The sequence below is a fragment of the Vibrio ruber DSM 16370 genome, from assembly GCF_900163965.1.
GTDB lineage: Bacteria > Pseudomonadota > Gammaproteobacteria > Enterobacterales > Vibrionaceae > Vibrio > Vibrio ruber.
Genome location: NZ_FULE01000006.1, coordinates 96,504 through 110,014 on the forward strand (window position 1 = coordinate 96,504; position 13,511 = coordinate 110,014).

Here is a 13,511-nt window from a genome sequence, read left to right on the forward strand (position 1 = left end):
AATAAACCAACAAGAACAAGCATTAAAAACCAATGATCTCGCTCAATTTTAGATTTAAATATCTAATAATTGAAATGATACAGATAATAATATTAATTTTAATAATTTTTTTAGCAGATGCCGCCAGAAAATATGTAAAAAAAAGTGAGCAAGCTATTTACTTCTGAAACAAATTAACAACATAAAATGAGCAAAAAAAATCCCTCGCCGACTGACAAGGGATTTCTCTCGTATTTGTGATGTGCTGACTCAGCCGTTAGCCAAGATTTTTCCGGGCATTCTGGAACATCCGCATCCAAGCACCATTTTCACCCCACGAATCAGGATGCCATGAGTTCACGACGGTGCGGAAAACACGTTCCGGGTGAGGCATCATGATGGTGACACGGCCATCTGTGGTTGTCAGACCGGTAATCGCGTTCGGTGAACCATTCGGGTTATTGGGATACTGCTGAGTCGGTTGCCCATAGTTATCAACATAACGAATAGCAACTGTACCGGATTGCTCAATTGCAGCCAAATGAGCATTATCACGCACTTCAACCCGGCCTTCACCGTGAGAAACCGCAATCGGCATCCGGGATCCCGCCATACCACTAAAGAAAACTGAATCAGATGGCTGAACCTCAACCAAACTAAAGCGGGCTTCAAAACGCTCAGACTCGTTACGAACAAACCGCGGCCATAAATCAGCCCCCGGGATCAACTCTCTGAGGTTCGACAACATCTGACATCCGTTACAAACCCCAAGAACAAAAGTATCCTGACGGTTAAAGAACCCTTCAAACATCTCTCTTGCCTGAGCGTTAAACAGGATTGATTTTGCCCAGCCTTCACCGGCACCCAAGACATCCCCATAAGAGAAACCACCACAAGCGACTAATCCCTGATACTGTTCGAATGTAATCCGACCAGACAACACATCACTCATATGGACATCAATCGCATCAAAACCAGCCCGTTCAAACGCTGCGGCCATCTCAACATGAGAATTGACGCCCTGCTCACGCAGCACAGCCATTTTCGGTCTGACACCAGTATTGACGAACGGTGCGGCCACATCTTCATGAATATCGTAACTCAAATGAACATTCAGCCCCGGATCGGCATTATCTTGCTTCGCTGCAAACTCTTGCTGAGCACAATCCGGGTTATCACGCAGTGCCTGCATCTGATAAGTCGTCTCTGCCCAAATGGTTCTGAGTTCCGTTCTGGAACGTTCATAAACGACGTTCCCCTGTTGCGTCACCACAAAACGGTCAGAGGCTTCGGCAGTGCCGATCACATGAGTACAGTCTTTGAGCCCTTGTTGTGCCAATACATCCACAACAGCATCAACATCTTGTTCATGCACTTGGATAACTGCGCCCAGCTCTTCGTTAAACAGAACCGAGAGTACATCATCACCTAACCCAGCAATGTCAACATTGACCCCACAGTGACCTGCAAATGCCATTTCAGCCAATGTGACCAACAGACCGCCATCGCCTTTATCATGGTATGCCAACAGCTTATTCGTGCGAACGAGTACCTGAATCGCATCAAAAAAGCCTTTCAGTTGCATCGCATCATCAACGTCAGCCGGTTGATCGCCTAACTGTTTGTAAACCTGCGCCAATGCCGTGGCACCAAGGCGATTTTTACCGTTCCCCAGATCAATCGCAATCAGTCGTGTATCACCTAAATCCGTACGCAGTTGAGGCGTAACGGTCTTACGGACATCCTCGACCCGGGCAAAAGCAGTAATAATCAGTGATAATGGTGACGTCACTTCTTTCTGCTCACCATTCTCTTCATGCCATTTGGTTTTCATCGACATCGAGTCTTTACCGACCGGAATCGTCAGACCGAGGGCCGGACATAACTCTTCACCGACCGCTTTCACTGCTTCATACAAGCCGGCATCTTCACCGGGGTGACCCGCCGGAGACATCCAGTTAGCCGATAATTTAATGTGTTTCAAATCGCCAATCGCAGTTGCAGCAATATTGGTCAACGACTCAGCAACAGCCAGACGAGCAGATGCAGCAAAATCGAGCAGCGCTACAGGTGTACGCTCACCCATCGACATTGCTTCACCGCAATAGGTATCAAAACTGGCCGTGGTGACCGCACAGTTGGCAACCGGCACTTGCCACGGACCAACCATTTGATCGCGTGCCACCATTCCTGTCACAGAACGATCGCCAATCGTAATCAGGAAGGTTTTTTCAGCCACAGCAGGTAAACGCAGGACGCGCTCAACGGCTTCATTTAGTTCGATACCACTACGGTCTATCGCTGCCCCCTGCACCTTCAGGGTTGTGGCTTCACGATGCATTTTCGGTGGTTTACCCAACAGAATATCCATCGGCATATCGATTGGTGTGTTGTTAAAGTGCGAATCTTCCAGTGTCAGATGACGTTCTTCCGTCGCAATACCGACCACCGCATAAGGAGCACGTTCACGACGACAAATTGCATCAAAGGTTTCCATCTGCTCAGGCGCAACCGCCAGCACATAACGCTCCTGAGATTCATTACACCAGATTTCCAGCGGGCTCATGCCCGGTTCATCATTCGGCACATCGCGCAACTGGAATTTACCACCGCGTTCGCCGTCATTGACCAACTCTGGTAATGCATTCGAAATCCCGCCGGCACCGACATCATGAATAAAGGCAATCGGATTGTTTTCGCCCAACTGCCAACAACGGTCAATCACTTCCTGACAACGGCGTTCCATTTCAGGGTTTTCCCGTTGCACCGACGCAAAGTCGAGATCTTCAGCCGACTGACCGGAAGCCATCGAAGAGGCAGCGCCGCCGCCCAAACCGATGTTCATCGCCGGGCCACCCAATACAATCAGGCTCGCTCCGACCGGAATCTCTTTCTTCTGAATATGGTCTTCGCGAATGTTCCCCATCCCACCGGCAATCATAATCGGCTTATGGTAACCCCGGATTTCTTCACCGGCGTGAGACGTCACTTTCTCTTCATAGGTACGGAAATAGCCCAACAGATTCGGACGACCAAATTCATTGTTAAATGCCGCGCCGCCCAATGGGCCTTCAATCATGATATCCAGCGCATTGACTATACGACCCGGTTTACCGAAATCGGTCTCCCATGGCTGTTCAAAATGCGGAATACGCAGGTTAGAGACTGTAAAACCAACCAGACCGGCTTTCGGTTTACCGCCAATCCCGGTGGCGCCCTCATCACGAATTTCACCGCCGCTTCCGGTTGAAGCACCCGGCCATGGCGAGATTGCCGTCGGGTGGTTATGAGTTTCCACCTTCATCAGGATATGGGCATCTTCCGTATGGTAGTTGTACTGACGTGTTTGCGGATCAGGGAAGAAACGACCAACTTTAGAACCGGTCATCACTGCCGCATTATCTTTGTATGCAGACAACACATAATCCGGTGTCGTTTCGTAAGTATTCTTAATCATCTTAAACAGGGATTTTTCCTGTTCAACCCCGTCAATCGTCCAGTCCGCATTAAAAATCTTGTGCCGACAATGTTCTGAGTTTGCCTGTGCAAACATCATCAATTCAATGTCATTGGGATTGCGGCCGAGCTTGGTAAAGTTCTCCACCAGATAATCAATTTCATCTTCTGCCAGCGCCAGACCAAGTTCAAGGTTGGCCTGTTCCAATGCTTTACGTCCGCCGCCAAGAACATCAACTGCGGTGACCGCTGCCGGTGTTGCACTGTGGAATAATCGGGCCGCTGATTCTAAATCAGTAAAAACCACTTCCATCATGCGATCGTGAAGTAGCCCTTGTAGTGCGCTCTGCTCCGCTTCCGTTAATGTAGTTGAGGATTCAATATAGTAAGCGGTTCCCCGTTCCAAACGTTTCACTTTGTCGAGACCACAGTTGTGGGCAATATCACTCGACTTCGATGACCACGGAGAAATGGTGCCCGGACGCGGCGTAACCAGCAACAATAATCCCTCTGGCTGATGCTCTTCAATGGTCGGGCCATAAGTCAGCAATTTTTCTAACTTCTCAGTTTCTTGACGATCCAAATCGGCTGTCAGATCAGCAAAGTGCATAAATTCTGCGTAAATACCGGTCACGGGTAAACGCAGCTCGCGACACCGTTCAAGAAGTTTGTTTACTCGGAATTCAGAAAGCGCTGGGGAGCCACGGAAAATTCTCATGTGCTTAGGTCTCTGTTGCTGTTGGTTGAGGTAGTATTGGAATAAATTCAAACAATTAAATTAAAAAAGACTGAATGCATACCAATTTTACCTATGATTGTGCGGCGCATTATAAAGGAATTATTTTTGTGATGTAACACCAAACGCAACCGTTTGCGTCATTTTTTTTATGAATTTTGAAATCTCTCGCCTTCATGTCATTCCCAGTGACATAATTTACCATTTTACTCATCAAAAAGTTGCGATTCAGCGGTGCTTTGATATAAAAGCATCATGATGAGAAGAGATAAGTTGTACATGATCCGAATATTCCGATGTCAGGCCCGTAATATCCTCGCTTTTATATTCTTGGTAACCCTACTCAGCGGCTGTCAGATCGACTCTAAACCGAAAAGCGAACTCGATCAGATCCGTGAGCGCGGTGTGTTACGTGTCGGTACCCTGAACAATCAGCTCTCCTATTTTATCGGGCCGGAAGGGCCATCGGGTATGGATTATGAACTGGCGCGCGAATTTGCCAAATCCCTCGGTGTCAAACTGGAAATGAAACCGGTATATCGTGTTGCTGCACTTTTTCCTGCCTTGGAAAAAGGAGAAGTCGATATTATTGCCGCCGGCCAGATCCAAAATACCCAACGGATCCGGAAATTCCGTCCCGGCCCTGCTTATTACTATGTCAGTCAGCAGGTCGTTTACCGACAGGGGCAATGGCACCCTCGCAATATGTCTCAACTGATTCAGAAACAGCAGGAGCTGTTAAACACACCAGAACAGAATGATGTGTTAAATGTGGTTGACGATTCCCACTTTGAACAGACACTGATACGGCTCAAAAAGAAATACCCTCAATTTCAGTTTCAGATCGAAGCAAATTCAGACGTTCATGATCTATTGAAAGAAGTCTCGCAGGGAAAATTGATGTTCACCATCGCAGACTCGGTTGAAATCTCTCTGGCTCAGCGGATCTATCCCGATTTGGCCACTGCATTTGAAATTACCGATGACCAGCCTATTTCTTGGTTTATTCGTCGTTCGGATGACGAAAGCCTCTATGCACTGATGATTGAATTCTTCGGTAATCAGAAACAAGCCGGTACAATTGCCTCACTGGAAGAAAAATATATCGGCCATGTCGGAACATTTGATTATGTCGATACCAGAGCATTTATTCGGGCGCTGGACAGCCGACTGCCGAAATGGACACCGCTGTTCCAAAAATATGCCGATGAATTTGACTGGCGCCTCATCGCTGCATTGTCCTATCAGGAATCTCACTGGAACCCCCGAGCCAAATCGCCAACCGGAGTGCGGGGGATGATGATGCTGACGTTAACAACCGCAAAATCCGTTGGGATCACCAATCGACTCAATCCGGAACAGTCCATTCGTGGTGGTGTCAAGTATCTCCGTCGCATGGTCAGCCGCGTCCCCGACTCCATTCCTGATCATGAGAAAATCTGGTTCGCGCTGGCATCTTACAATATGGGCTACGGCCATATGATGGATGCTCGTCACCTGACCAAACAGCAAGGCGGCGATCCGAATGCATGGGGAGAAGTCAAAGATCGTCTTCCTCTGCTGAGAAAGCGTCGTTATTTCAGTCAAACCCGTTACGGCTATGCTCGTGGTGATGAAGCACTGGCTTATGTCGAAAATATCCGCCGCTATTATCAAAGTATGATTGGTCATATTAATGCGCAAACAGCGGCAGATAACAACAGTACCAGCGTCGATGATTTAACGGTCATTCAGGCTATGATTCCTGACGCGGATGAAGCCACCGAGCAAGATCAGGCCGCAGAGAGTCTCGAATCAGAGGAAAATACCGCCACAACTACCGATACCAGTGATGTGGCAACACAATAACGGTATGCAATGCTTGATTTTTGTTATGGAAACCCTTACATATTAGATATGCCCGACGTTCGTCGGGTTCATCTTCCGGTCATAATACATCTGTAAAAGACAATTGTCTGATTCTTGAAGCCGTTTGACTGCCCCCAAGAAGAGATTGTTCTGACTATTCATTGGTATTTTTGAAAGGAGGTTAATCCATGCTGAAAAAACAAATGAAGTCCAAGCATTTATGGCGGACAACAGCAGCGATTCACCGTAAACGTAAGCTAGCTAACAATAAAAAGAAAATTTTTGCTCGCCACCGGGCATTTACACATCAGATTGCTTGAATAATAGATTGCTTGAGAGATTCACGCTAAATCTGAATCCCGCTAAGGGAATACTCACTCACCATCGACGTCTCCTTCCCAAACCAAAAGAAGGAGACAGTATCTTCCCCACCGTCATTGTTCATCCATCAACAACCCTTGCTTTGTATATCGCAGGTCAGACTGGCTATTCATCGGATTGACCACTCTCCCGCTGCTGACGTTTCCGGTCTTTAATCTCCTGACGCCGACGCCGGAAAAAGCCTTGCAGTTGTTCACGACATTCCGTTTCGAGCAACCCTTGTTCTATCTGCGCGTAATGATAAGCAGCATCGCTCTCAAACAGGTTCATAACGGTACCTGCAGCACCGGCTTTCAAGTCCGATGCACCGAAAACAATCCGTTTCACCCGACTGTGTAATAAAGCACCGGCACACATCGGGCAAGGTTCCAGTGTGACATAAAGCGTCGAATCCACCAGCCGATAGTTTTCCAGCACTTGTCCGGCCTTGCGCAGAACCTGGATTTCTGCATGAGCCGTCGCATCATGGGTGGTGATAGACCGGTTCCAGCCCTCTGCAATCACCTGATTATCTTTAACCAATACCGCTCCGACCGGAACTTCACCTTCCAGCTCCGCTTGATGTGCCAGTTGTATCGCCCGGCGCATAAACCGTTCATCGTCAGCAGAAAAATGTTGCGCCTGCATGAATCCTCTGTCTCTTAGTACCTCATCTTTCACCGCATTATACCCTGAATCATTGCCAGATGTTGTACGCCGATATCACCTGTGTTTGCCCTTTTCAGAAAGGGACTCATAAAGATAGTCAGACAGTAAGCGAACTTTCGGTGAAATATGACGATTTTGCGGATACAACGCCCAGACGCCTTCCCGATCATCCCGATAGCGAGTTAAGACTTCAACAAGCTGGCCGCTCGCAAGATAGGGTTCGACATAGTAATCCGGTAACTGAGCAATCCCCATCCCTTTTAACGCTGCATCAAGCAACACCACACCACTGTTACAACGGATGCGCCCGCGAATCCCCAGAGAACGGGCATGATGATGATCTTTGAAGCGCCAGTGATCATAAGTACCGACCAGACAGTGATGTTTGGATAATTCAGATAAGGTGTACGGTTCTCCATACTGTGCCAGATACGTCGGTGCTGCACACACATGCAACCGTCTGGGGCTTAACTTCCTGACAACGAAACTGGAGTCATGTAATTGTCCGAGCCGAATTGCCAGATCAACACCATTTTCAATCAAATCCAACGGCCGGTTAGTCAGTACCAACTCCAGTTCCAGTTTCGGATACAGTTGTAAAAAGTCATGTAACAACGGGGCAATTTTCTGCTCGCCGTAAGTCACCGGTGCCGTCACTTTCAGTCGCCCGATCGGAATCTGCTGCATCTGCGTCACGGTACGCTCAGCATGTTCCAGACCTTCCACCAACTGTTTGCATTGTTGGTAATAGACCTGCCCGGCTTCGGTCAATGACACCTTCCGCGTGGTGCGCAGCAACAGCTTAATGGCTAAACGCTCTTCCAAAGCCGCCACTCGACGACTGACATTTGCCACCGATGTCGTTAACTTTTGTGCCGCCCGGGTAAAGCTTTCCGTCTCAGCGACTGCGACAAATTCGCTGACACCATCCCATATTGCCATGATTCATTATTACCACAGTGTAAAAGTAATTCTCTTTTTTACTTGATTATAAAATATAAGAAAAGAACTATACTCAATTTCACTGTGATTTATCACACGATCCCGATCACCTTATAGACAGGAAAGGAAGAAAATGTCAGAGCAGAAATTTATCAAGTCCAAAGCTGCTGTTGCTTGGGGACCAAATCAACCACTCAGCATTGAAGAAGTCGATGTCATGTACCCGAAAGCCGGTGAGGTTCTGGTCCGTATCGTGGCAACCGGTGTCTGCCATACCGATGCATTCACACTGTCCGGTGAAGATCCGGAGGGGATATTCCCGTCGATTCTTGGTCATGAAGGCGGTGGTATCGTTGAAATGGTTGGCGAAGGTGTAACCAGCGTTGCAGTCGGTGACCACGTCATTCCGCTTTATACCGCAGAGTGTGGCGAGTGTAAGTTCTGTACTTCAGGCAAAACAAACCTGTGTCAGGCTGTTCGTGAAACACAGGGCAAAGGTCTCATGCCTGATGGAACAACCCGTTTCTACAAAGACGGTCAGCCAATCTATCACTACATGGGATGCTCAACCTTCTCCGAGTATACCGTCTTACCGGAAATCTCTCTGGCGAAAGTGAACAAAGCAGCCCCGCTGGAAGAAGTTTGCCTGCTGGGATGTGGCGTAACTACCGGTATGGGTGCAGTCATGAATACGGCTAAAGTTCAAAAAGGTGACACCGTCGCAATTTTCGGACTGGGCGGAATCGGTTTATCCGCGGTTATCGGAGCCAAAATGGTCGGTGCCAGCCGCATTATCGGGATTGATATTAACGAAAGTAAATTTGAGCTCGCTCAGCAACTGGGCGCAACAGAGTGTATCAATCCGCAAAAATTCGACAAACCGATTCAGGAAGTGATTGTTGAGATGACTGACGGCGGCGTGGATTTCTCCTTCGAATGTATCGGTAATGTCAATGTGATGCGTCAGGCGCTGGAATGCTGTCATAAAGGATGGGGAGAATCAGTCATCATCGGTGTAGCCGGTGCAGGACAAGAAATCTCAACCCGCCCGTTCCAGCTTGTGACAGGCCGGGTATGGCGTGGTAGTGCATTTGGCGGAGTGAAAGGCCGTTCACAACTGCCCGGTATCGTTGAACAATATCTTGCCGGTGAATTTGGTCTGCAAGAGTTCATCACGCATACCATGTCGTTAGAAGAGATCAACAAAGCATTCGACCTGATGCATTCAGGTGAAAGTATTCGTTCTGTGGTTCACTTCAACTCATAATTTTATGCGCCCCGTCTCTGGTTTATCCGAACCGGAGACGGGAAAAGGAGCCTGACATGTTAGAACAAATCAGCCAGTCCAAAGTATTTGGTGGATGGCATAAGCAGTACACACACCCTTCAGATGTGCTTGATTGTACGATGCGTTTTGCAATTTATCTGCCGCCGGATGCCAGTGACAACCATCCGGTTCCTGTACTTTACTGGTTATCCGGTCTCACCTGTACCGATGAAAATTTCATGCAGAAAGCAGGGGCATTCCAAAAAGCAGCCGCACTCGGTATCGCAATTGTGGCACCGGATACCAGCCCGAGAGGAGAAGGCGTTCCGGATGATCCGCAAGGCGCTTATGATCTGGGACTCGGCGCCGGATTCTACCTCAACGCAACCCAAGCTCCGTGGAACCGGCATTACCAGATGTATAGTTATATCGTCAATGAGCTGCCCTCCCTCATCGAGAAGAACTTCCCGGTGACGTCCGAGCGCTCGATTGCAGGACATAGCATGGGAGGACACGGTGCCCTGACGATTGGCATTAAAAATCCGCAGCGCTATCGTTCAATTTCAGCCTTCAGCCCGATTTGCCATCCGGTTGCCTGCCCCTGGGGGCAAAAAGCCCTGAAAGCTTATCTGGGCGAAGATCAGGCACTATGGCAAGATTATGATGCAACAGAGCTATTGAAACAAAAGGGTTGTGCGCTTCCCATTTTGATTGATCAAGGTGAAATGGATCCATTTCTGGAAGAGCAGTTGAAACCGTGGGATTTACTTGAAGTTGCCGATCATCAACATTGTGAACTGACCTATCAGTCTCACCCCGGTTATGATCACAGTTATTACTTTATTCAAAGCTTCATTGAGTCACATCTGCAATTTCATGCGTTATATCTGTCGGGGCAGCCTGCTTAAGCAAGCGGGGTTCAAATTCATTGAATCGTGAAATCATGGTGGAAAGCGCAACCTGATGCGTTTTCCCCTGTTGTCCCGACCAACGCACAACCACACGAACCGGCTTCAGATCCCCTTCAAATAGTGGTGTACCAACCAGTATCCCGATACAAAAATCGCCTTGGGACTCACAATCCTGACTGGTCTTGATCTGCGCAAAATCAACGGAACCGACCGCGGTATGACGATTGATAACATGACTCGTCTGCGCACCATGTGTCCGTAAACGTTCCAGCGTTGTACTGGCCAGATCCAAAGCTTGGGTTCGCTGTAAGATATCCCGGGTCTGAAATATTATCAGTCGCTGTAACTGACCGGCTCCCAGAATGCCGATACTCAGTAGCACCAAAGCAATCATCACTTCGAGTAAGGTGTTCCCCCGCCACTGGCGTTGATGAGAGAGCTTATTGCTTGGATTAACGCTTGGCTTGGCATTGCTACGGTTCATACCAGCTTTCCCCGCGCCACTTTGCAGGACGAATCAAGCTGAGTGGTTTGATCAACAAATCGCGTCGATAATGAAAATCAACATGCCCCTGAACCACGGCAAAACGTCTGTCAGCGTCCAACACTAAACCGCCCGCCGGATAAAAAGAACCAAGTTGAAAATAACTCACCTGTTCCGGAGAGATGTTGCGTTGCGGTCGCTGTTGCGCCAAAGACTGAATCAGTGCCGTTTGTAATTCTGTCTCTCTCCAGTTTTGAAATTCAATATTCGCATGGCGCGGTGAAATAAATTGATACAGCATCCCCTGCAACGGATGATGACTTTCAATCCCGACCAACCCGTCCTGAATCAACACAATAATGCCCTGTTGAGAAAATTTTGCCTGAATCGCAGTATTAATGCGTTGAACATCGAGATCGGACAACACACAACCCCCATAGACCCAGATAATCATTTTCCCCTGCCTGATCAGATTTTCAATCTGAGCGGCACATTCCGGGTTCAACTGACTGTGGGGTAACTCAAGAGCATTCTGATAGCGAATTTGACCGCTGGCTTCATTCAGCGATGCCGGGATCCGCCCGACCTGAGGGTTTGACATCACTTGAAACCATTGCTGTACCGCCACACCAAACAGATCGCGGAAAGGTGATAAAGTGGGGGTGTGCTGATAGTCAGATCTGGCATGTTCAGCTGACAACGCAACCGAGTGATATGACTCGTGGCACCGCCCTGAATCATTCGGAAACCCGGCATATAGCGGATAAGGTAACTGATCCGGATGATAGGTGGTTAGCGACGGTGCATAGAAGTCATACTTATACCGTACGGCGATACATTGCCAATCCCCCGCAGCGTGCAAACGAGCCAGATCAGGCGCAAACGATGCCGGTTTCATCAGGATCAACCGACTACTGCTCTTCACGGTTGCAGCAGAATCCGGTAAAGGCAGACGGTAGCGTTTTTGTAATGTGGTCGTCCCGACAGTCGCTGTCAGTTGCTGCTCCCGGGGAGAGACAGACCGGATCTGATGCGCAATCTGCTGACATGCAGAAGGTAACGCAGACTCTGCATGAACGGAACGGATCTGTGTCCACAGACATTCAAGTTCACCTTCTGCCTGCCAGAAAGACTGACGACGTTCCGTTTCATACTGAAGCTCAGTCAATTGATAACGGCTGAGTTGTGCAGCGCGGCCAACAACGATCAACATGAGACTAATCATCAGCGCCGTCAGCAACAATGTCGCAGCGCCCTGTTGCCGGTTCCTGAGATAACACCACATCATAACGACCAATGCCGTTGTGAGAAGGCAAAATCAGCGGATTCATGAATCGACGAATCCGCCACCAAGGATAACCCCAGATGGACGGTTACCCATCCTGTATTTATCGGTGCTCCGGAACCGGATTGAAGCGGTTGATAACGCACCTGAAAAGTATCGACCCGGATCCAGTTGGTATCGAAAAGCGAAAAACATGGCCCCGATTCACCGGAAGATGCCGCTTGTTCAAATGTGAACCGATGATCATGCTGCTTCTCGCATAACCGTAAGGACGAATGCTCCGGTTGCTCTGCAAGCTGGTAGACAACATGATGAAAATCGTCCCGGGCAGTTGCACTCTCCTGATAAACATATCCGACTTGCGTGTTATAACGGACATCGGTAAGCGTCTGACTCCCTCGGAAAAAAACAGGTACCGGTGCTGCAGCATTAAACCCTGCCATCAACAGATTTCGTTTGATTAATGCTAGTGATGTCCGTAACTGTTGATGTAACTGCATTTGGCGGCTCAACCGTTCAGTCACCCGAAACTCACTCACGATCAAACGGCTCACCGTCAGAATTAAAACACTACTGATAACACTGGCCAGCAAGACTTCAAGGAGGGTCAAACCGCGCTGAGTATGGTAGCAAGTTGCTGTTTTCACTAACATACCGGATAACCATAAACAGCAGTACCAACGCTACAATAACGAACCCGCCCAGCCCCGTAAGATGTAATCACTTTAATCTGTCGTTCCGGAGCGTTGCGACCCCGCAATGTCAGACTGCCATTCCCTAATTTACCGGAGTGTCCGTCAATAAATAAGCGATTGTGAGAAAACCCGGAACGGACAATGATTTTCGGATAGTGGTGTCCGGATAAGGTAAGTAAACGTTGACCTTTGTGGCGATCTTCTGAGGTACTCACTTGTAACAGCCAATCAGGTGATGTGTCCTTATCAACGAAAGATGATGACAAAGCAATCAGGTGCAACCATAGGTTTTGATGGTGAGTGATTGCCAGTGAGCGGGCTTGTAAGATAAACGCCTGAACATCGCTGACTGCTGTTTTTAATTGCTCCTTTTCCATTTGTTGGGAGAATTGAGGTACAACCAGCAACAGTGAAAGGCTCAGTAACGCAATCACGACGACTAATTCAAGCAGAGAGAATCCTGTGCGCATATTTTTTCCAATCGGTTGATTTCATTCCCCCTATGATAAAAAAATAAAGCAATTCATTTGGCTATGAGGCAACTATCTCGTAGTGACATCAAATAAATAACCACATGATAAACATAACAATTACACATTTGTTCCGAGACATTCCTCTCCAAAGCTGACAAGTCGGGTAAGCGGACATAAAAAAAGTATCCACCGGCATAGCCGGTGGTTTTTCATATGCGCCTATAAGGCTCTCCTACTAGCAGCGCCCTAGCAGGCGCGTAGTGATCTGACATTTGCATATGACTACTTCCTGCGGCCCGTAAACGGGCTACCTGAATACGGGATCGACAATTGCTCTCCCATTTTATCCTGCTCTAGTTGCTGCTTAATGTAATTTTGTATCTTGCTCGTATTTTTACCTACCGTA

General features: G+C 48.2%; 11 protein-coding genes and 1 pseudogene. 4 read left to right on the forward strand and 8 right to left on the reverse strand.

Features of this window, described 5'->3' with window-relative positions:
- Positions 1-256: 256 nt before the first annotated feature.
- On the reverse strand, positions 257-4,153 hold the full coding sequence (gene purL, locus VR7878_RS01675; protein ID WP_077332818.1) for a phosphoribosylformylglycinamidine synthase: 3,897 nt from the start codon (positions 4,151-4,153) through the stop codon (positions 257-259).
- Positions 4,154-4,450: 297 nt separating this feature from the next.
- Here purL and mltF point away from each other — a divergent pair, with 297 nt between their 5' ends.
- Together mltF and VR7878_RS21475 are read left to right on the forward strand one after the other, a co-directional pair.
- The gene (gene mltF / locus VR7878_RS01680; RefSeq protein WP_077332820.1) at positions 4,451-6,019 is read left to right on the forward strand and encodes a membrane-bound lytic murein transglycosylase MltF; all 1,569 of its coding nucleotides are present in this window, start codon (positions 4,451-4,453) and stop codon (positions 6,017-6,019) included.
- Between the two features lie 188 nt (positions 6,020-6,207).
- Complete coding sequence (locus tag VR7878_RS21475) at positions 6,208-6,339, forward strand: hypothetical protein (RefSeq protein WP_261855938.1); 132 nt, start codon at positions 6,208-6,210, stop codon at positions 6,337-6,339.
- Positions 6,340-6,505: 166 nt separating this feature from the next.
- Here VR7878_RS21475 and tadA read toward each other — a convergent pair whose 3' ends face one another.
- Positions 6,506-7,027 carry a tRNA adenosine(34) deaminase TadA gene (gene tadA / locus VR7878_RS01685; protein WP_077332822.1) on the reverse strand — a complete coding sequence of 174 codons (522 nt, stop codon included), beginning with the start codon at positions 7,025-7,027 and terminating at the stop codon, positions 6,506-6,508.
- A gap of 75 nt (positions 7,028-7,102) precedes the next feature.
- Complete coding sequence (locus VR7878_RS01690) at positions 7,103-7,990, reverse strand: LysR family transcriptional regulator (protein WP_077332824.1); 888 nt, start codon at positions 7,988-7,990, stop codon at positions 7,103-7,105.
- Positions 7,991-8,123: 133 nt separating this feature from the next.
- On the opposite strand from VR7878_RS01690, the gene VR7878_RS01695 reads away from it, so the two are divergent.
- Both VR7878_RS01695 and fghA read left to right on the forward strand, forming a co-directional pair.
- Positions 8,124-9,257: an S-(hydroxymethyl)glutathione dehydrogenase/class III alcohol dehydrogenase gene (locus VR7878_RS01695; RefSeq protein WP_077332826.1), complete on the forward strand. Its 1,134-nt coding sequence runs from the start codon at positions 8,124-8,126 to the stop codon at positions 9,255-9,257.
- Positions 9,258-9,313: 56 nt separating this feature from the next.
- Positions 9,314-10,165 carry an S-formylglutathione hydrolase gene (fghA, locus tag VR7878_RS01700; protein WP_077332828.1) on the forward strand — a complete coding sequence of 284 codons (852 nt, stop codon included), beginning with the start codon at positions 9,314-9,316 and terminating at the stop codon, positions 10,163-10,165.
- Here fghA and VR7878_RS01705 read toward each other — a convergent pair.
- The 5 genes and pseudogenes from VR7878_RS01705 to VR7878_RS01725 form a co-directional block, all read right to left on the reverse strand.
- Positions 10,110-10,652, reverse strand: a complete 543-nt coding sequence (locus VR7878_RS01705; protein ID WP_077332830.1) for a type IV pilus modification PilV family protein — start codon at positions 10,650-10,652, stop codon at positions 10,110-10,112. The genes fghA and VR7878_RS01705 overlap by 56 nt on opposite strands.
- The gene (locus VR7878_RS01710) at positions 10,642-11,940 is read right to left on the reverse strand and encodes a hypothetical protein (RefSeq protein WP_077332832.1); all 1,299 of its coding nucleotides are present in this window, start codon (positions 11,938-11,940) and stop codon (positions 10,642-10,644) included. Before VR7878_RS01710 ends, VR7878_RS01705 begins: the two co-directional genes overlap by 11 nt.
- The gene (locus VR7878_RS01715) at positions 11,937-12,590 is read right to left on the reverse strand and encodes a PulJ/GspJ family protein (protein WP_077332834.1); all 654 of its coding nucleotides are present in this window, start codon (positions 12,588-12,590) and stop codon (positions 11,937-11,939) included. Before VR7878_RS01715 ends, VR7878_RS01710 begins: the two co-directional genes overlap by 4 nt.
- On the reverse strand, positions 12,584-13,102 hold the full coding sequence (locus tag VR7878_RS01720; RefSeq protein ID WP_077332836.1) for a pilus assembly FimT family protein: 519 nt from the start codon (positions 13,100-13,102) through the stop codon (positions 12,584-12,586). Before VR7878_RS01720 ends, VR7878_RS01715 begins: the two co-directional genes overlap by 7 nt.
- A 285-nt stretch (positions 13,103-13,387) precedes the next feature.
- Positions 13,388-13,511 (reverse strand): annotated as a pseudogene (locus VR7878_RS01725) (IS200/IS605 family transposase); the annotation flags it as partial.